Source organism: Proteus sp. GOKU (assembly GCF_015475555.1).
GTDB classification, from domain to species: Bacteria; Pseudomonadota; Gammaproteobacteria; order Enterobacterales; family Enterobacteriaceae; genus Proteus; species Proteus mirabilis_B.
Genome location: NZ_CP034105.1, coordinates 1,981,494 through 2,000,504 on the forward strand (window position 1 = coordinate 1,981,494; position 19,011 = coordinate 2,000,504).

Here is a 19,011-nt window from a genome sequence, read left to right on the forward strand (position 1 = left end):
CGTGTAAAGAGTACTCTATATTAAAGCGACTCACAATGATGATAAATGAAACTCATTATCAATAACCATTGACCGACGGTCAGTCGAGTATTATTATGCCAGTATTATTCATCATTAAGGCAATAAAGCTTATGACTTATTTAAAACGACTGTCACTTATCTGTGCCATTTGTTTAGGCACTTTTATGGCAACTCTTGATATTAGTATCGTCAATGTGGCTCTACCAACCATTCAAAATGATATTCATGCTGATATGGCAACCTTGCAGTGGATTGTTGATGCTTATGCGCTTTGTCTATCAGCCTGTATTTTGTCATCTGGTCCTTTAAGTGATCGCTTTGGACGAAAAAAAGTGTGGCTATGGGGCGTGATTATTTTCACGTTAGGTTCAGTAATTTGTGCGATTGCACAGCAACATGAAATATTAATTCTTGGACGTATTATTCAAGGTATTGCCGCGGCTGCACTTATTCCGGGCGCATTATCTTTAATTACTCATGCTTTTCCTATTGATATTGAAAGAGTTCGTATCATCGGAATTTGGTCTTCAGTTAGTGCGTTATCACTTATCATTGGCCCTATTTTGGGTGGTGTTTTAGTTCATGCGAGTGGTTGGGCGAGTATATTTCTTATTAATATTCCTATTGGGATTATTACTGTTTTATTAGGTTGGTATGGATTAAGTGAAAGTGCCGATCCTGAAAATGTTGCTTTAGATCCCTTCGGTCAATTAACCAGTATGTTGGGATTAGGATTGCTGACTTATGGCTTAATTGAAGCTGGCTCTGTGGGTTGGACACATTATAGAACGGTATCAACACTGATTGCGGGTGTTATATTTTTTACCCTTTTCTTAATGATAGAAAAACGTGTTGAACGTCCATTATTACCACTGGCTTTATTTAAAGATCGCACGTTCTTTCAATATAATCTTTCTTCTTTTACCTTGGGTTTTGCCACATATAGTAATGTCTTTTTTATCGCTTTCTTTCTGCAAAAAGCACAAGGCTGGAGTGCATTAGAAACAGGTTGGAGAATGGCACCAGAATTTATTGCAATGGCACTATTTTCCATGTCTTTTGGGCGACTCTCTTCTTATTTCTCAGTTAGAAAATTGATGATCTGTGGTTTTTTATTTATCGCGATTTCTTCTTGTCTATTAGCGACATTAGCAACAGATAGCCACTATGGAATAACAGGAAGTTACCTCTTTGTATTAGGCGCAGGAATGGGGTTATCAACGCCAGCAATAGGTGCTTTAGTGATGAAAAGTGTGCCATCTTCTCGTTCTGGTATGGCGTCGGCAACCATGAATGCATTAAGACAAACTGGTATGACAATGGGAATTGCTTTATTAGGTACATTGATGGTGCAACAAGCAATCCATTATATGGTTATTCAAAGTCAGGTATTGGGAATATCTGTAAACTATATCGATATTGTCAGTTTAGTGACTGAAAATACGACAAATAATTTAGACAAAGGATTTGTCACTTTGTTACCTGAGGCATTTAATTCGGGATTTGCTTACGCGATTGCAACTGCGGGGATCTCATGTTTTGTGACACTATTTATTGTGCTCTTTCCTGTTAAAGCAAAACATAATGCACTTACTCAACAGATCACAGATTAATATTTATAAACGCTGAGCTAGAAACTCAAGAAAAGATTCAATATTACGTGAAAGTGAGCTACGAGTTGCATATATTGCCACTAAATTAATTGTTGCGGGTTGTTGAGGAAATTCAATAGCCCGTAATTTTCCCGCTTCAATCATATCAAGACAGCAATGTTCAGCTAAAATAGCAAATCCCAATCCTTTTAATACCGCAGATTTTGCCAATATGGCGCTGTTTACTCGGTAATTGCTATTAATGGTTATTCTGATTGGTTTTTTATCTTCATCCATAAATATCCAAGGTTGCCCTTCTAATGCACTTAAACTAGAAATACAAGGCAATTTACTTAATTGTTCAATATATGTGGGTATTCCTGTTTTTTCTAATAATTCATTAGATGCCACGACAATACTGCGCCATGATTTAATTAAGCGAGAGTGATAACTACTATCTGCTAAATTTCCACGATGAAAAGTTAATAGCAAATCAATATCATCATCGATGATATTTCTTGGCATTAATTGGGTATCACATTGAATAAGTAAATTAGGATGAAGTACAGCAAAATCGGCCAAAATATCACCAAGTAGCTCACTACCATATTCACTCGGAATAGTTAAACGAAAATTGCCCGTTAATGGCCCATCACTGGTGATATTGCTGACAACATTATCCAACTCGGTTAAGGTTTTATTTCCTTGCTGATAGAGTGTTTTGCCTTGTTCAGTAAGGCGCATCTTTCGAGTTGTTCTGTCAATAAGTTTACAGTTGAGCTGCTGTTCAAGTTGTTTAATTGCTCGACTGATATTTGAGGTAGGCATAGATAATAGCCGAGCCGCGGCTGCAAATTGCCCTTGCTCTGCTACGGCAGAAAAAATACGTAATAAATTAAGATCAATTTGCATAAATAATTCACTGCCTACTGTATTTCTATTATTCAAGATAGGCAGTGTATCATTCATTCTCTTTTCTCTCGTTAATAATTAACAGTAACCATGAGACATGAGTTTTTGATAACGTTTATCTAAAAGTTCTTCGGTTGAGTAGCTTTTTAATAATGCTAAATCAGTTAATAACTGTTGCTTAAGAAATTCTGCAGCTTGTTGGTGATCACGATGGGCTCCACCTAATGGTTCGGGAATAATGGCGTCGATAATACCTAATGCTTGTAATTTAGGTGCAGTCATTCCCATAGTCTCTGCCGCAATTGGCGCTTTATCAGAACTTTTCCATAAAATAGAAGCACACCCTTCTGGTGAAATTGCCGCATAAGTACTGTATTGCAACATATTAACTTTATCACCAACACCAATTGCTAACGCACCGCCAGAGAATCCTTCACCCGTAATAGTGCAAATAATCGGTGTTTTTAATCGTGACATTTCAAGAATGTTACGAGCAATAGCTTCTGCTTGTCCGCGCTCTTCAGCGCCGACACCAGGATAAGCGCCCGCAGAATCAATAAAAATAATGACAGGTAGATGAAAGCGCTCTGCCATTTTCATTAAACGTAATGCTTTTCTGTAACCTTCTGGTGATGGCATACCAAAATTGCGAAGAATTTTCTCTTTTGTATCACGGCCTTTTTGTTGCCCAATCACCATGACTGGCATTTTGTCTAAACGCGCTAAACCTGCAACAATCGCTTTATCATCGGCATAAGCTCTATCCCCCGCTAATTCCTGAAAATCAGTAAAAATCGCTTTAAGATAGTCAAGGGTATATGGGCGCATAGGATGACGAGCGAGTTGCACAATTTCCCAAGCACCTAAATCAGTAAAAATAGATTTTGTCAGCGAAAGGCTTTTCTGCCTTAAACGTGCAATCTCTTCATCTAAATTAATACCTGTTGGTTCATCTTGAGATTGCTTAAAGGTAAGCAATGCATCTATTTTTTCGTCTAATTCAACAATAGGTTTTTCAAATTCAAGATGAATAAAAGACATAACGACCTCAGATTTAGTGCAGTAAATAAAACAGTTATTGATTCAGTCTAGAAAAAATAAGAAGGTGGTGATAGAGATAAATTTGATAAACACTATTATCAAAAATGGGATAATTAAACATTACAGCGAGATCAGTAAGAAAAAATACAAGATCAAAAAGAGCTTTTTCTCTGACTTTAAGCTATACAGAAATTACTAAGTCATGTATTAATACACAGTGCGAATTTGTTCTTTTTTCACCCGTAAAAATCGCGCGAATGATAAAACACTCCATAAAATACAAATAATTAGAAAAAAATAATATGTTCTCAAAAAAAACACGATCAACAACTGCACTGCTATTTTCATCACTTCTTCTTACGATAGGAAGAGGTGCAACATTACCGTTTATGGCGATCTATTTATCGCGGGAGTATCAATTACCGGTTGATGATATTGGCATTGCTATGTCTATTGCATTAACAACGGGTATTTTTTTCAGCCTGGGCTTTGGGATGCTTGCTGATAAATTTGAGAAAAAACGTTATATGCTTCTATCTATTATAACGTTTATCTTTGGTTTTGCCGCAATACCTATGGTTCATAGCACTGTTTTAGTGGTTATCTTTTTCTCGGTGATTAACTGCTCTTATTTAGTATTTTCAACTGTGTTAAAGGCCTATTTTTCTGAAACTTTATCGGTTTCAGCGAAACCTAAAATATTCTCTCTAAACTATACCTTTATTAATATGGGGTGGACGGTTGGTCCGCCTATTGGCACCTTATTATTAATGTACGGAACTCAATTACCCTTCTGGCTTGCTGCTATTTCTGCCAGTATTCCACTTTTTATGATCCAGTTATTTGTTCAGCGTTCTAAAGCAATAAATGTTGGTGAAGAAAATAGTGTGAAATGGGAACCGAAAATAATGCTAAAAGACAGAGCATTAAGTTGGTTTGTGCTCTCGACTTTTTTCGGTACATTAACATTTGGCTCTTTTGCGTCATGTATTTCGCAATATATTTTAGTGGTTTACGATGCAAAATTAGCAGAGTCGGTTATTGCGGTTGTATTACCTGTAAACGCTGCCATTGTCGTCTCTCTACAATATATTGTCGGTAAACATGTTACAGCCGAAAGACTACGTAAATTAATGACGCTTGGTACGCTATTTTTTATGATGGGCTTACTTGGTTTTATGTTTGCAGGCAACAATTTAATCTTTTGGGCATTAGCTATCGCTGTATTTACCTTGGGTGAATTAATTTATGCACCTGGTGAGTATATGATGATTGATAACATTGCACCATTAGGAATGAAAGCAAGTTATTTTTCGGCTCAGTCATTAGGTTGGTTAGGTGCTGCACTTAACCCATTAGCCAGTGGTTTTATTCTGACTTCATTCCCTCCTATTTCTTTATTTGCGATTTTAATGGTAATTTGCGGTCTTGCTTGGTTTTGTATGATCCAAGGAATGAATGTAAGTCAAAAAAGAGCCGTAGCACTGTAATATAGCACTGTAATTTTGGTGACTAATTAACATAAACAAAAAAGACATCCAATGGATGTCTTTTTTATATGGAATTCTTTTGCGAGTAGTTCGCTACTGCTAATTAATAAGGTTATTTAGATGTTCTTTTTAGTATGGTTTCAATGCTAATGGGGAAAAAGTCATTCACATCGACACCGACATTAATTGCGTTTTTTCCTAAAACATCTAAACGTTTACGTTGAGAGGGATCTTTTTGTGAATTATGAACATGGCCATATAAATGAATAGAATCACGGAAAAAACCTGCCCATTCCAATATAGGGTAATGAAACATCACAATTTTTCTTTTTTTATAATCCAACTCAAAATAATCTTTTACCCATTCAAAAACAGATGCATCAAATTCAGGATCGTCTAGAAATTTGTCGTGATTTCCGCGGATAAGGTACTTTTTACCCCTTAATCGGCGCAAGATTTGATTAGCATCTCGCCCTGTTCCTCGATAAAGAAAATCACCTAAAATGTAGATTTCGTCATTATCAGAGACGTAAGCATTCCAATTATGAATTAAAGTATCATTCATATGGCTAACACTATTGAATGGACGATCACAAAGATTGAGGATGTTTGAATGGCAAAAATGTGTATCAGAAGTAAAATAAATCATAGTAAATTCTTAATAAGTAATAAAAACCTTAACCTTAAGAAAATATTTTCCCTCGGTCTGTATAGTGATATTTTTTCAAAATAATTTCCTCCTTTAGTTAAATATTAAACAATAAGCACAATATCATCTGTTTTATTGTCGTTGATGTTGTTTGCGGTAACCAGATAAAGAATTACCTGTTTCTCTTTTAAAGTATCGGCATAAATAAGAGGGATCATCAAAATGAAGTTTTATTGATAACTCATTTACCGAAAGCGAAGTGTGCATTAATAATGCTTTTATTTCAAGGGTAACTTGACGATTAATCAAGGTCTTAGGGGCATCATTAAAAAATTGCTTTGTTATTTGTGATAAATAAAACGGTGTAATATTAAGCTTATTTGCATAAAAAGCCACCTCTCTATGCTCTAAACAATGTTTTCCAATCAATTCCCAAAATTGCCAACAAAGCTTTTCTTTACGGCTGAATTCTTTTTTGGCGATAGAAAAATGTGCGGGTATTGATTCAGTAATAGCAAAAAAGAGATTTTGTAAGTGATTTTTTAACATCAATTTTCTGTGTTCAGAATAACTGTTATCTATATATTTTAGTTGTTGAGTCCATCTGTTTAAGGCTTCATATTGCTCTTTTTGTGGGTGGCAAACAGGATTTTCATGGAGAAAAGCAAATAAAGTATTAGAAAGAGAATAAGCAATTTCTGAGGCAAAAGATTTATCGAGAAAACAATAAAATAAGCGAAAGTTTGCCGATTTCTGACTCAAAACTGTCATCATATCATCGCCTAATATAAGAATATCATTCGCTTTTATCGCTTGTTTTTGAAAACCTATATTAATTATTGCTCTACCTTCTAAACAAATCATAACCACAATATAGGAGAGTGGTAAAGGGTAACCGGTTTCATTCGTCATATTACTTTCACCAATCATGGCATGTTGTAATGACGCATTAAGTTGTGACAACACTTGACTCAGCATAATCAAATAACCCCTTTTAATTTTTCTCTAGTGCTTTTCTGTTTTTATATTTGACGATATTGAACTTAATAACAACTATTTCCTTTTATTTAGTTGTCAAAAGTACCGATTTTACCTCTTTTATGACATTCGGTTCTTTATCTCTTTTCTTTAGAATACACACATCTTAAAGACGTAAGATAAATTGCAGAATATTAAAAAATTAAGAGAAGTTATTGAAATGAAAACATTAAAAACAGAAAGGCTTGTATTGCGCCCTTGGAAACTTTCTGATGCGTCAAGTTTGTATCAATATGCAAAAGATGAACGTGTTGGTCCAATTGCAGGTTGGCCTGTACATAAAAGTGTTGAAGAAAGTGCCGAAATTATTCGTACTATATTTATGCGCGACGAAGTTTACGCCGTTACGCTAATTAATGATGATCAAGCTATTGGTTTGGTTGGATTATCTTTCGCAAATAAGAGTAATTTCCCAATTGGAGATAATGATGCTGAAGTCTCTTATTGGATTGGTGTTCCATTTTGGGGTAAAGGTTTAATACCTGAAGCTGTAAAAGAAATTAGTCGGCATAGTTTTGAAACACTGGAATTAGATAATTTATGGTGTGGTTACTTCGCTGATAATGAGAAATCTCAAAAAGCACAAGAAAAATGTGGATTTAAATTTCATCACGTTATTGAAGAGCAATACGCAGAATTTTTAGATGAAGTGAAAGTTGAAAATATTTGCCGCTTAACTAAAGATGAATGGGTTGAGATCCAAAAACAGACCTATTAAAACAAAAACACCAGACTGTGAAATTCACATTATCTGGTGTTTTTTAATATTAATACGACTATTTAATTAAGCACTTGCTAATGCTTGGGATAAATCAGCAATTAAATCTTGTGGATTTTCTATACCAATAGATAAACGAATTGTCGTGTCTTGAATACCAATGCTATGTCGTAATGTCATTGGTACACCTGAATGCGTTGTTGAACCCGGATGGCAAGCTAGAGATTCTGTTCCCCCCAGACTTACTGCAAGTTTAAAAATTTTCATTGCATTAAGAAAACGGAAAGCTTCACTTTCTCCGCCCACAATATCAAAAGAAAAAGTGGAGCCTGCACCTGTGCATTGTTTGGCAAAAACCTGAGCTTCAACAGAATTTTTATCCGCAAAAGGTAAATAGTGAATTGCTTTTACTTTTTCATGGTCACGCAGAAATTCTGCAACTAATAACGCATTCTGATTGGCTTTTTCCATTCTAATTTGTAACGTTTCTAAAGAGCGACCTAGCATCCAGCAAGAATGCGGATCAAGTTGTGTCCCTATTGCTCCTCTTAATAATCTGATTTGATTAATAAGTTCACGAGAGCCCATTGCAGCACCTGCAACTAAATCTGAATGTCCACCCACATATTTAGTCAAAGAGTAAACTGAAATATCAGCACCTTGTTCTATTGGATGCTGATATACAGGACCAAGCAATGTGTTATCACAAACGATAATAGGACGATAGCCTTGTGTTTTTTCTAATTGGTCAGCAACGTTTTTTAATGCTTCGATATCTACTAAGGAATTAGTTGGGTTTGCAGGAGTTTCTGCAAAAATAACGGATACACGCCCTTTTTGACGGGCTTTATCTGCTTGTTCTTGAATAAGTGAAAGATTAAGTCCATCAGTAAATGGTGTTGCTTGAATACCAAATTTAGCCAGTGTTTTGGCTATTAAAGTCTCGGTTCCACCATAAAGTGGCTGTGAGTGCAAAATAACATCACCAGGCTGTGTTAATGCCATTAATGTTGTGGTGATTGCAGACATTCCTGATGAAAATAATACGCAAGATTGTGTATTTTCATAAACAGCTAATCTGTCTTCAACAATTTCACTATTAGGCTGATTAAAGCGAGAATAAACCAAACCTGCTTTTTCGCCTTCAGGCAAAGGTTTTCTACCACTTACGGTATCAAAAAAGTCTTTACCCTCTTCAGCGCTTTTAAAAATAAAGGTAGATGTTAAAAATACAGGTGGTTTAACTGAACCTTCAGAGAGTAATGGATCATAGCCATAACTCATCATTAGTGTTTCTGGGGATAGTTTATGCTCGCCGATATATTGTTTTTTCAGTTGAGAGTCAGTCATTTTTTTATTTCTTATGTTTAATGAAGGATCTTTATCATACTGAAAAAAATTCATGTTGTTAGAATGTTTTATATAGAATAAAAACCAGTAGTTATATAAACATAATGAATTCAAGTATAAAAATAACTTTAAATAAAAAGTTCTATTAATTGAGCAGTATTTAATCAAGGTAATTTGACTAAATAAAAGTTGATTATTCTAGTTAAAAAAGGAAAAAACAGGATGAACTTAAAGATAAAAAGAATAAATGTCTCTTTTTACCTTTAAGTTAAGGAATATTACCAAGCTCTGACTGCATCACCTTTATACATTTCTTTGAATTTTAACTCTATTTGTCTTGAATGCAGAACTGAAATCAGCTTTTTTATATTTTCATCATTTTTGTTATCTTCACGCGTAACGATAACATTAGCATAAGGTGAGTTTTTATTTTCTAAGATCAACCCGTCACGAGTCGCAATTAGTCCCACTTGAGATGAAAAGTTATTGTTGATGATAGCCATTGTGACACTTGGATCATTTAATGCTTCAGTGAGCTTAGGCGTATCGACTTCAACAAAAGTGATTTCTTTTGGATTATAGATAATATCGTCTACTGTTGGTGTGAAACCAACATTATCGCTAAGAGTAATAAGATGATTTTCTGCTAGTAATAAAAGTGCACGCCCTTTCATACTAACTTCATTTGAAATTGCAACGACATCACCAGGTTTTAATTCATTTATATCGCTAATTTTTTTAGAGTATGCGGCTAAAGGAAAGATATACGTTTTACTGGCAATATGAAATTGGTAGCCATGCTCTTTCATTTGAGATTGAAGATAAGGAATGGATTGAAACGCATTTGCATCAACTTCTTTATCGTTCAATGCCTTATTAGGCTGAACATAATCATTGAAAGCAACAATCTCAACATCTAACCCTTCAGTTAATTTCGCTAAACGAATAACTTCATCCCAAATCACTTGATCAGGCCCTGTATTAATTGCCACTTTTACTCTATGTGTATCTTCTTGTGAGCAAGATACAGTAAATAGTGATATTGAGGCTAGAAGTAAACCTGTAATAATTTCCTTCATATCTCCCTCTTAAACAGACTTCGATAAAACAGCGCCATAAAAATCATTTTGATTAAGAAATATCCTAACAGTAGATTAATAACAAGGAACAAGAAATGATACAAGTACCCAGTGCATATAAAGAAAGGAATATTGTTTATATTTTTACAATACATTGTTTTATAAAACAAAAAAATAACACGTCATATTATGATGTGTTTGTTATTTAATTGTAGATTTATTCATTAACAATTGTGTTTATGCAATTATCAGAATACGCATCTTCAGCGCTAAGATAGGATGACTCAGTGACACAATAGTTATTAAATTGCCATTTAAACTGAATTTCATCACCTCTCTTATTTTCTAAAATAGAATAACTAGAGAAACGAATTGGTGTAGGTTTTTGTAAGTTGTTTCCTACTTTTTCCGCACTTAACAAAACAACGTGGTCTTTTCTCTCAATGAATTTGAAATCAGAGATGGTGATATCTGTACCTTTAATCTTATTGTTATAAAGACTCAAAGCGTTAGCATATATGGACGGAACAATATAAACCTTTTGATCACTTCCTTTGATATAAACAGTTACCATATCAACAGATGTTGAATCATTTAATGGTCGTATAGACTTAACAACGACATCAAGAACACCATCACCATTAAAATCGATAAGATTTACTCCATATTCGAGTTTAATATCTGCTGATGCAGAAGCAAATGGTAGCGATAAAAAAAGTAATCCTAGCCCAATTTTTAATATCTTATTCATTGTATTCACTTCTTTTTTTGCTTATTACTTGTGCATCAGACTACTTTGTAGCATTGATTAGTCAAGGCATTTTATGTTTCAAAATAATACAAAATTTACAATTGTATCATGTATAAATTATTTTCATGCTAATAACTATACTTATTTGACTATTATAAAAAGAATATATTTTTAATATTTATATTTTTTAGATTTAATATTTAGCTTTAATATAGAGCAATATAATTTTTAAGATCGCTAATTCTTTCTTTTGTTTTATCTTTTAAGCAACTGCTATATACCATTGGTGCCAAACTACCTCCTTGATAATAGTCTGCTTCATATTGGCAAGAGAGATCTCTAAAATTAATCCAAACCAACTGTGCTTGCTTAAGTTGATCTTTTCGACCACCATCTAATTTGGCATAATATTGCTGATAAATACGGTTAAGTTCTTCATCTTTTTGCTGAAAATCTTGATGCACACATTGATTAATTTCAGTTTGAGTCGCCGCATTTCGACAATCAAAATTATCTGCTTGTAAATGTATAGACCAAAATAGTATACCGCCAGATATCGCACCGAATAAGATAAGTTTTTTCATCACACCGTCCATTTTTGATTAAAAATATCGCTAAAGATATTTACTTCATTCCTTTACCACTTAATTTAAAAGATAAAAACAAAGTAATTTCTTTATCAGTTTAGCAATATTTCTTATATGACAATTACGTGAAAACAACACAAAAGCATTCTATTTTAGATAATCAAATTTAGATAACAACATTTAACCTTGAGTAATTGTACTGATATTTTGTTTGAAAAAAATGTTTATTTAATACAAATTTAAAAAAATGATAACTCAATATCTTTTTTATTTAACAATAAGTGCCATTTACAAAAATACTAAGCAAAATAGTAGTCAAATTCTCTTGTTTATTTTTTTCGTACTGAAATATTTTTATTAAAAATATCTAATCAATTTTACTTTAATAAGTAACTCATCTTACCAGTTTCCATTTAAGCAAATTTTAATAAAATTACTTCAATTAATTAGACTAATCAGTCTAATTAGTACATATTATATAAATGTGGTCATAAATGGTTTATTTATAATACTCACGGGTCTGTACCCATCGTGGATTTTTCAAGCTATGAAAAAATGTTTCAAATCAATTTGGTTTTATTCAGGGCTTATTATACTTATTTTTGTGATTATCATTAGTCGTGGTCAATATTCTGATTTTGAATTGGATAATCATGCATCAGTGATAACACCGATTAATTTTGTTTCTAAAACAGATACTTTATCTGGAACCTTAATTTTACCGGATCAGAACAACATAAAAGCTGTCGCTATTTTTGTTCATGGCGATGGCGCTCAAGATCGCTTTTCTAATAGTGGATATTTGCCATTAATTAATAGCTTGTTGGATGCTGGTATTGGTGTGTATACATGGGATAAAGCTGGTGTGGGCGAAAGCCGAGGAAATTGGTTGCTTCAATCTATGCAAGATAGAGCAGATGAAGCACAAATAGCCTTACAGGTTATTCAAGACAAATTTATAAATACAGATATTAAAATTGGTTATTTAGGATTTTCACAGGCTGGATGGGTTATCCCTATTGCAGCTACGCATTCTAAACCTGATTTTTCCGTTATTATCGGTGGAGCTGTAAATTGGCGAGCTCAAGGCGCTTATTATCACCAAGTACGTTTAAAAGCCGACAATATTGGTGATAAGGAAATTACTCGAAGAGTCTCAGAGCAACTGCAACAAGATGATCGTGTATTTGGTGTTAATGGCAGTCATGATATTTCAGCGCAGGGAGATATGTCTGATGATCGCTTCTATTTTGTTATCCAAAACTATTTAAGTGATTCATCTAAAGATTTACCTCATATGAATGGACGAGTACTGGCTATGTTTGGTGAGTTAGATCTTAATGTAGATGCACCAAAAAATGCATGTTTATATAAAAATCTATTAGGAAATCATGTAGATAAAACAGTCACCCTATTCCCTAATGCCTCTCATGGCTTATTAAAAGCGCCTTTCTTTAACTATCAATTAGAAAATCAATGGCCTTGGTGGAAAAAGATGCTTTTTATTTATCAAGGGCGAGATAGCTATTCCTCAGATGCTTTAAATTACTTAACATCGTGGATCACTGAAGATGGGATAATATCTTCTCATTATGTTGATTTTAAATGTGAAAGTAGCGATACAAATTTAAAATAAAATGTAGATAACGCCTAAATCAGAACAACTCTTTAGGCGTTAAAGTGTGAGAAACTCAAAAATTACATTATAAATCAATTTGATATTCAATAACCTCTCTAATTTTCCTTAATGCGTCACGCAATAAATCAATATCAATTGAAGCTAATGCAATACGAATGGCATGAGGAATATTGGTTGTTGTGGCATAAGGCTCAGCGGTCGCAACAGATATTTGTAATTGATGTAATGAAGCGACGATTTTATCCGCCCTAACATCTTCAGGTAAAGGGATCCATAAAAAATAGGAAGTTGGATGATGAATATAAGAAAGCCCTTCAAATATTTCACTCACTATTTTTTGTCGTTGCTGTGCATCTTTACGTAATAAACGTTCTAGCTTATCAACAACGCCATCTTTCACCCATTGGCAGACAATTGAAGTCATTAATGCAGGTGTATTCCATGTCGTTACTCTCATTGCTCGTTCTAACGATGAAATAGTGTTTTTGGGAGCAACAATAAAGCCGACTCTTAACCCGGATGCTATATTTTTAGAAAATCCTGAAATGTAAAATGTAATATCTGGTGCTAAGACAACAATTGCAGGTGGTGCTTTTTTAACTAAAAAAGCATAGGTCGCGTCTTCAATTATCATAAAATGGTATTTTTTCGCCAAAGCAATTAATTGTTGTCGCTGTTTTAGTGTTAATACCCATCCCATTGGATTATGCAGTGTAGGAATGCAATAAAGTGCGCGTATTGCCCTTTTTTTACATAGATCTTCCAGTTTATCTAAATCTGTTCCCGACGGTGTTATGGGAATAGGTAATATTTCCAAATGATGAGCGAGTGCTGCTAATTTAAATCCGGGATAACTTAATGCATCTACTGCAACAACATCCCCCGGTTTAAAAGTACTTAATAATGTAATCGCAATACCTTGTTGTGCGCCGTTAGTAATAATAATATTTTCAGGTTCAACCGTGATTTCTTTATTTTTAAGATATTGAGAAATTACTATTTTATCGTGCAATTTGCCACTGTGTGGCTGATAGCGAAGTAATGATTCGATTTCACCTGATGTCGCTAATCTTTTTAGCTCGGTACGCAATAATTCAGCTTGAATAGGCAATGAGGGATAATTGAAATTAAGATCCAACATATCTGCTGCCGTAGGATTTTCTATTCCATGATTTATCGGAAGCGACAACTCACGAACAAAAGTCCCTCTTCCCGTTTCACCAATGATCAAACCCATACTTTCTAACTCAGCGTATACACGACTTGCCGTTGCGAGAGACATTTTATGCTCTGTGGCTAAATGTCGATGTGTTGGTAAACGTGTACCCGGTAGTAATTTTCCTATACGGATCTCGTTCGCCAATTTATCAACTAAAGATTTATAACGGGGTTGAACCATTGAGATTGTATCCATGACAATTATTTGATTGTCATAATTGTGTTCCATAAGATGGAGCTCGGCAAGTTACATCGTAGATACAAGTTTTATATAAATAGGTTTTTATATATCTGTTGCTATTGCGAAACTGTAATTAATTGTTTTTTATTAAAATTTATCATAATAAAAATGGAAAATCGTATGCAGCAAATTAATCAAAAAGAGCGAACAAATGGCTGGGTAAATGGATTTATTGGTATGTTGATTTTTAGTGGTTCTTTACCCGCAACAAAAGCAGCTGTATTAGGTTTTGATCCTTTATTTTTAACTGCGGCGAGAGCAACGATTGCAGGATTATTATCTTTAGCAATGTTACTGCTATATAAAGAAAAACTACCTACATTTAGACAGTGGGTTTCATTAACCGTTGTCTCATTAGGTGTTGTCGTTGGCTTTCCATTATTAACAGCTATTGCACTACAAGAAATAACTTCAGCACACTCCCTTGTTTTTTTAGCTTTATTACCGTTATCTACGGCAATTTTTGCAGTAATACGTGGTGGTGAAAAGCCTCGCCTTATTTTCTGGCTTTTCTCTATTATTGGTAGTTTATTGGTGATGGGTTATGCCATTTCTCAAGGTGGAGCATCATCAATCAGCGCAGATTTATTAATGATAGCGTCAGTGATTGTTTGTGGTTTAGGTTATGCCGAAGGTGCGACATTAACAAAAGCATTAGGCGGCTGGCAGGTTATTTGTTGGGCATTAATTGTATCTTTACCTCCAATGCTTATTCTTAGCTTTATTCTTATGCCTGAAGAGCTTACGACAATTAGTGTATCAGCATGGGTGGGCCTAGGTTATGTTTCGATTTTTAGTATGTTGATTGGCTTTATATTTTGGTACAAAGGATTATCACAAGGTGGGATCGCCGCAGTAGGACAACTTCAATTATTACAACCCTTCTTTGGATTAGGTTTGGCTGCTGTGTTACTTCATGAATCTGTCAATTTATTAATGTTGTTAGTAACCATTGGCGTTATTTTTTGTGTTGCTGGCTCACGAAAATATGCCTAATTAAAATCAAACAGTTAAAACTAAAAAACACGCTAAATAACCACATTTAGCGTGTTTTACTCTTCAATTAAATTGGCAACTTCGAGCAAGTTATTATCAGGATCACGTAAATAAACCGACATAATAGCGCCAGTTGCACCCGTTCTAGGAACAGGCCCTTCTTCTATTTTTATACCCTGTTGATTTAAATGCTCAATAATCTCTGATAACGGTGTTTGTGTTAAAAAACACAAATCAGCCGAACCTGCGGTTGGTTTTGCCGCTTTGGGAAGAAACTCTTTTCCCACTTGATGAAGATTTATTTTTTGAGAACCAAAAGTGAGAGCTTTGCGCCCTTCTTTAAACGTAATAACGTCAAAGCCTAATACACGGTGATAAAAATCACAGGTTATCTGAATATCAGCAACAGTTAATACCAGATGGTCAAGGTGTGTAATTTTCATCAGGCTCTCACTTTTTATATATTAATTAAAGCTCACACTTTGTTTTTAAAACAGCGGTCTTTCTATGGTGATCCAGTGCCAACTCAATTAATTTAGTAATTAATGATTGATAGCCTAAACCTGCACTTTGCCATAATTTTGGATACATGCTGATATTGGTAAAACCAGGTAGTGTGTTTATTTCATTAATTACAACACGATTATCTTGTGTTAAGAACACATCAACACGAGCCATACCTAAGCAATTAAGAACACGGTATGCTTTTAAAGCAACCTGGCGAATATGCAAACTCGTATTTTCATCCATGACTGCTGGAACAACGACTTTAGCACCATCTTCATCAATATATTTTGTGTTATAAGCATAGAAAGCATCGTTTAATACGATTTCACCACAAGGGCTAACTTCTGGAGCTTCATTACCTAAAACAGCACACTCTATTTCACGACCCACAATCGCACTTTCAACAATCACTTTAAGATCGTATTCAAAGGCCATTTCTAATGCCGCGTTAAACTCTTCTTCATTATTAACTTTGCTAATACCTACAGAAGAACCTAGGTTTGCTGGCTTAATAAATAAAGGAAGTCCTAATTGACGAACCATTTCGTTGTAAGGAATGTCGTTAATTTGATGCGCCATAATAGTAATAAATGGCGCAATAGCTAACCCAGCACCATCAAGTAGGCGTTTAGTAATATCTTTGTCCATACAAGCTGCTGAACTCATGATATTTGGCCCTACATAAGGCATATCAATCATGTGTAATAAGCCTTGGAGTGTGCCATCTTCACCGTACGCACCATGAACAATTGGGAATACAACATCGATTTGAGGTAATGCTTGGCCATCTTCAAGTGAAATAAATTGGCCTTTTACACTACCAGGAATAATAGCAACCGCTCTTAAAGGTTTGCTTAATGAAATAGTTTTAGGATTATCGCTATTTAGTAAATAGTCAGTTTCTGAATATTCATGCCACTGACCCTGTTCATTAATACCGATTAAGCAAAGGTCGAATTTCGTTCGATCTAATTCATTAATAATGTTTTTTGCTGACTGTAATGAAACTTGATGTTCTGTGGATTTACCACCAAAAATAATAGCGACTCTTAATTTACTCATTTTCTAACCTTTTATAGGACAGCTATAGCGAATAGGTAGCAATATATCATGATAAAAACCCCCAATGTAGGTAGATAGTTCTTATCTGCGAAAAATTACGATAAAATGATGAAATTCTATGATTTAGAGTGTTAAAACGTCACTATTTCAAGATATAACGACTCAATTACGACAACAATTCTATTGGTATAAGGTAGACACCATGACTGATGTAAAACAACCGATTGAAATGGATATTACTGAGGTCGTAAAAGCAACAGGTATTGCCTCTTCAGCAATCCGTTATTATGAGAAAAAAGGACTTATTAATTCGATAGGACGTAAAGGAATTAAGCGTGTATATCATCGCGATGTTCTGAGTCGTTTGGCATTAATTTCTTTAGCACAACAAGCCCACTTTTCTTTAGATGAAATAGCCCAACTTAGCGCCAACCAAAGGATACCAACAATAGATAGAAATGTTGTTCATCTGAAAATTGAAGAAATTGATAATAAAATCAATGAACTTAAACGTCTTAAAAAGGGGTTAGAACATATTCAAGTATGCCCCGAAGAGAATCACTTTCAATGCAGTCGCTTCCAAAAGATCTTAGCCTTAAGCTTGAAAAAAAGAACAAATAAAAAATAACAATCATTCCTATTATGTAATAACTTATTAAATATTAATCAGTTGCATTACCTTCACTTCCCTCTTGACTTGAAGTTAACTTCAAGTTGTAAGATGCGTATCTCTTTAATCTAGTTATCGCATCAATGGAGATCTCTATGCCTAAATCAGTATGGTGGCTGGCATTTTCTTTGGCTCTTTTCACAACAGGAAATGCATTAGTGCTTTCTGTTGCTGTTCTTGTCGGTGAACAATTAGCCAAAGATCCTATTTATTCAACAGTTCCCTTATTAAGCCAATATATTGGAATAATTTCAGCAACCATTCCAATGGCTCACTTTATGATGAAATACTCACGTAAAGCCGGTTTTATTATTGGTAATATCGGTGGGTTAATCGGAGCATTATTATCTATTGCAGGTATCTATTATCATAATTTAGTGCTGTTTTCTTTTGGTACTTATTTTACGGGTATTGCTATTGGTACAGCACAACAATATCGTTTTGCTGCGCTTGAAGAAACCCCTGTTAATATGCATGCAAAAGCTATTGGCTTAGTTATGAGTGGTGGTATTGTCGCGGCTATTGTCGGACCAACTCTAGCCATTGCAACACGCCAATTTTTTACAGATTATCCGTTTATTGGGCCATTTACGGCACTAAGTGTTATTTATATTTTGGCATTTGGATTATTGTTAAAAATTCCACTGAAAAAGAGTGTAAAAACAAAAACTGAAATTGATGAAAAACCAAGAAGTTATCATCAATTATATAGTCAACCATTATTGTTTTTAGTGACTATTGTTAGCGCATTAGGCTATGGCGTTGTTGTGTATATGGTTGGTGCCATTCCACTTTCTATGAAACAAAATGGTTTTGAATTTGCCACAATTGCTTTTGTATTCCAATGTTATATTTTGGGTATGTTCGCACCCTCTTTTATTACTGGGCAACTTATTCATCGGTTTGGAATTAAAATCTTCTTTTTCACTACAATACTCTTATTAATCATTGCATTAAGTATTAATTTACAAGGTAACAGCTTTTATCATTACCTTATTAGCTTTGTTTTAATTGGTATTTCATGGAATTTGAATTTAATTAGCTCTACGCATTTGCTATCTAAAACATATCTATCTCACGAGCGAGCAAAAGTACAAGGTACAAATGACTTTTTGATTTTCTTCTTGGGAGCATTAGGAAGTATTACGGGTGGTATTGCTTTCTATTTAATCGGTTGGCAAAGCACTAATATTGTTGGTATTGCTGTTGCAACGGGGGTTTTGTTGACAGCAATTAAACTCCGAAAGCATTTACCTGTTTCAGCACAATAGAGCAATCTTATAGATTGATGACAAATAAAATGTGTTCTTTATTTGTTCATAATTATCTTAAGCCCGCTTAAATAGCGGGCTTTCACACAAAATGACACCTTTTGTTTTTCTTACGGGATTGCATATCGGAAATCTATCTTGATAGAATTACATTACCGATTAACTTTTAAACTTAGATG

At 34.3% G+C, this 19,011-nt stretch carries 18 protein-coding genes; 7 read left to right on the forward strand and 11 right to left on the reverse strand.

Annotated elements, in window-relative coordinates; all coding sequences use genetic code 11:
* The first annotated feature begins 131 nt into the window (after positions 1–131).
* Positions 132–1,634 carry an MFS transporter gene (locus tag EHE21_RS09260; protein WP_194952506.1) on the forward strand — a complete coding sequence of 501 codons (1,503 nt, stop codon included), beginning with the start codon at positions 132–134 and terminating at the stop codon, positions 1,632–1,634.
* Between the two features lie 3 nt (positions 1,635–1,637).
* On the opposite strand, the gene EHE21_RS09265 is transcribed toward EHE21_RS09260, so the two are convergent.
* Together EHE21_RS09265 and accA are read right to left on the reverse strand one after the other, a co-directional pair.
* Positions 1,638–2,525: a LysR family transcriptional regulator gene (locus EHE21_RS09265; protein ID WP_194952611.1), complete on the reverse strand. Its 888-nt coding sequence runs from the start codon at positions 2,523–2,525 to the stop codon at positions 1,638–1,640.
* 78 nt (positions 2,526–2,603) lie between these two features.
* Positions 2,604–3,566 carry an acetyl-CoA carboxylase carboxyl transferase subunit alpha gene (accA, locus tag EHE21_RS09270; protein WP_088495584.1) on the reverse strand — a complete coding sequence of 321 codons (963 nt, stop codon included), beginning with the start codon at positions 3,564–3,566 and terminating at the stop codon, positions 2,604–2,606.
* Between the two features lie 302 nt (positions 3,567–3,868).
* Between accA and ydeE the strand changes: the two genes are divergently transcribed.
* The gene (gene ydeE, locus EHE21_RS09275; protein WP_088495583.1) at positions 3,869–5,056 is read left to right on the forward strand and encodes an efflux MFS transporter YdeE; all 1,188 of its coding nucleotides are present in this window, start codon (positions 3,869–3,871) and stop codon (positions 5,054–5,056) included.
* Positions 5,057–5,168: 112 nt separating this feature from the next.
* On the opposite strand, the gene EHE21_RS09280 is transcribed toward ydeE, so the two are convergent.
* Together EHE21_RS09280 and EHE21_RS09285 are read right to left on the reverse strand one after the other, a co-directional pair.
* Positions 5,169–5,705: a metallophosphoesterase gene (locus EHE21_RS09280; RefSeq protein WP_088495582.1), complete on the reverse strand. Its 537-nt coding sequence runs from the start codon at positions 5,703–5,705 to the stop codon at positions 5,169–5,171.
* Between the two features lie 132 nt (positions 5,706–5,837).
* Positions 5,838–6,617: a helix-turn-helix domain-containing protein gene (locus tag EHE21_RS09285; protein WP_227719010.1), complete on the reverse strand. Its 780-nt coding sequence runs from the start codon at positions 6,615–6,617 to the stop codon at positions 5,838–5,840.
* Between the two features lie 286 nt (positions 6,618–6,903).
* Here EHE21_RS09285 and EHE21_RS09290 point away from each other — a divergent pair, with 286 nt between their 5' ends.
* The gene (locus EHE21_RS09290; protein ID WP_194952507.1) at positions 6,904–7,461 is read left to right on the forward strand and encodes a GNAT family N-acetyltransferase; all 558 of its coding nucleotides are present in this window, start codon (positions 6,904–6,906) and stop codon (positions 7,459–7,461) included.
* Positions 7,462–7,527: 66 nt separating this feature from the next.
* On the opposite strand, the gene EHE21_RS09295 is transcribed toward EHE21_RS09290, so the two are convergent.
* The 4 genes from EHE21_RS09295 to EHE21_RS09310 form a co-directional block, all read right to left on the reverse strand.
* Positions 7,528–8,811, reverse strand: a complete 1,284-nt coding sequence (locus tag EHE21_RS09295; RefSeq protein ID WP_194952508.1) for a cystathionine gamma-synthase family protein — start codon at positions 8,809–8,811, stop codon at positions 7,528–7,530.
* Positions 8,812–9,089: 278 nt separating this feature from the next.
* On the reverse strand, positions 9,090–9,890 hold the full coding sequence (locus EHE21_RS09300; protein WP_088495578.1) for a MetQ/NlpA family lipoprotein: 801 nt from the start codon (positions 9,888–9,890) through the stop codon (positions 9,090–9,092).
* 217 nt (positions 9,891–10,107) lie between these two features.
* Positions 10,108–10,641 (reverse strand): carbapenem self-resistance protein CarG family protein, encoded by a 534-nt coding sequence (locus EHE21_RS09305; RefSeq protein WP_194952509.1) that lies wholly within the window; start codon positions 10,639–10,641, stop codon positions 10,108–10,110.
* 206 nt (positions 10,642–10,847) lie between these two features.
* A complete protein-coding gene (locus EHE21_RS09310) occupies positions 10,848–11,225 on the reverse strand; it encodes a lysozyme inhibitor LprI family protein (RefSeq protein ID WP_228766760.1) in 378 nt (125 codons plus the stop codon).
* Positions 11,226–11,775: 550 nt separating this feature from the next.
* Here EHE21_RS09310 and EHE21_RS09315 point away from each other — a divergent pair.
* Positions 11,776–12,864, forward strand: a complete 1,089-nt coding sequence (locus EHE21_RS09315) for an alpha/beta hydrolase family protein (RefSeq protein ID WP_194952511.1) — start codon at positions 11,776–11,778, stop codon at positions 12,862–12,864.
* 67 nt (positions 12,865–12,931) lie between these two features.
* On the opposite strand, the gene EHE21_RS09320 is transcribed toward EHE21_RS09315, so the two are convergent.
* Positions 12,932–14,266, reverse strand: coding sequence for a PLP-dependent aminotransferase family protein (locus tag EHE21_RS09320; RefSeq protein ID WP_194952512.1), 1,335 nt, complete (start codon positions 14,264–14,266; stop codon positions 12,932–12,934).
* A gap of 180 nt (positions 14,267–14,446) precedes the next feature.
* On the opposite strand from EHE21_RS09320, the gene EHE21_RS09325 reads away from it, so the two are divergent.
* Positions 14,447–15,322 (forward strand): DMT family transporter, encoded by an 876-nt coding sequence (locus EHE21_RS09325; protein WP_201161578.1) that lies wholly within the window; start codon positions 14,447–14,449, stop codon positions 15,320–15,322.
* 56 nt (positions 15,323–15,378) lie between these two features.
* Here the strand turns inward: EHE21_RS09325 and EHE21_RS09330 are convergent, their stop codons facing one another.
* Together EHE21_RS09330 and ddlA are read right to left on the reverse strand one after the other, a co-directional pair.
* On the reverse strand, positions 15,379–15,765 hold the full coding sequence (locus tag EHE21_RS09330) for a VOC family protein (protein WP_194952513.1): 387 nt from the start codon (positions 15,763–15,765) through the stop codon (positions 15,379–15,381).
* Between the two features lie 25 nt (positions 15,766–15,790).
* On the reverse strand, positions 15,791–16,891 hold the full coding sequence (ddlA, locus tag EHE21_RS09335; RefSeq protein WP_194952514.1) for a D-alanine--D-alanine ligase: 1,101 nt from the start codon (positions 16,889–16,891) through the stop codon (positions 15,791–15,793).
* 202 nt (positions 16,892–17,093) lie between these two features.
* On the opposite strand from ddlA, the gene EHE21_RS09340 reads away from it, so the two are divergent.
* Complete coding sequence (locus tag EHE21_RS09340; RefSeq protein ID WP_194952515.1) at positions 17,094–17,519, forward strand: helix-turn-helix domain-containing protein; 426 nt, start codon at positions 17,094–17,096, stop codon at positions 17,517–17,519.
* 137 nt (positions 17,520–17,656) lie between these two features.
* Entirely contained in the window at positions 17,657–18,832 is a 1,176-nt protein-coding gene (locus EHE21_RS09345) for an MFS transporter (RefSeq protein ID WP_194952516.1), read from the forward strand.
* The last annotated feature ends 179 nt before the right edge of the window (positions 18,833–19,011 follow it).

Bases quoted from the DNA above. Each gene is read 5' to 3' on its own strand.
- ydeE (WP_088495583.1), top strand. From the start codon at position 3,869: ATGTTCTCAAAAAAAACACGATCAACAACTGCACTGCTATTTTCATCA.
- accA (WP_088495584.1), bottom strand. From the start codon at position 3,566: ATGTCTTTTATTCATCTTGAATTTGAAAAACCTATTGTTGAATTAGAC.
- EHE21_RS09325 (WP_201161578.1), top strand. From the start codon at position 14,447: ATGCAGCAAATTAATCAAAAAGAGCGAACAAATGGCTGGGTAAATGGA.
- EHE21_RS09265 (WP_194952611.1), bottom strand. From the start codon at position 2,525: ATGCAAATTGATCTTAATTTATTACGTATTTTTTCTGCCGTAGCAGAG.
- EHE21_RS09260 (WP_194952506.1), top strand. From the start codon at position 132: ATGACTTATTTAAAACGACTGTCACTTATCTGTGCCATTTGTTTAGGC.
- EHE21_RS09320 (WP_194952512.1), bottom strand. From the start codon at position 14,266: ATGGTTCAACCCCGTTATAAATCTTTAGTTGATAAATTGGCGAACGAG.
- EHE21_RS09290 (WP_194952507.1), top strand. From the start codon at position 6,904: ATGAAAACATTAAAAACAGAAAGGCTTGTATTGCGCCCTTGGAAACTT.
- EHE21_RS09285 (WP_227719010.1), bottom strand. From the start codon at position 6,617: ATGACGAATGAAACCGGTTACCCTTTACCACTCTCCTATATTGTGGTT.
- EHE21_RS09280 (WP_088495582.1), bottom strand. From the start codon at position 5,705: ATGATTTATTTTACTTCTGATACACATTTTTGCCATTCAAACATCCTC.
- EHE21_RS09310 (WP_228766760.1), bottom strand. From the start codon at position 11,225: ATGAAAAAACTTATCTTATTCGGTGCGATATCTGGCGGTATACTATTT.
- EHE21_RS09345 (WP_194952516.1), top strand. From the start codon at position 17,657: ATGCCTAAATCAGTATGGTGGCTGGCATTTTCTTTGGCTCTTTTCACA.
- EHE21_RS09305 (WP_194952509.1), bottom strand. From the start codon at position 10,641: ATGAATAAGATATTAAAAATTGGGCTAGGATTACTTTTTTTATCGCTA.
- EHE21_RS09315 (WP_194952511.1), top strand. From the start codon at position 11,776: ATGAAAAAATGTTTCAAATCAATTTGGTTTTATTCAGGGCTTATTATA.
- EHE21_RS09295 (WP_194952508.1), bottom strand. From the start codon at position 8,811: ATGACTGACTCTCAACTGAAAAAACAATATATCGGCGAGCATAAACTA.
- EHE21_RS09300 (WP_088495578.1), bottom strand. From the start codon at position 9,890: ATGAAGGAAATTATTACAGGTTTACTTCTAGCCTCAATATCACTATTT.
- ddlA (WP_194952514.1), bottom strand. From the start codon at position 16,891: ATGAGTAAATTAAGAGTCGCTATTATTTTTGGTGGTAAATCCACAGAA.
- EHE21_RS09340 (WP_194952515.1), top strand. From the start codon at position 17,094: ATGACTGATGTAAAACAACCGATTGAAATGGATATTACTGAGGTCGTA.
- EHE21_RS09330 (WP_194952513.1), bottom strand. From the start codon at position 15,765: ATGAAAATTACACACCTTGACCATCTGGTATTAACTGTTGCTGATATT.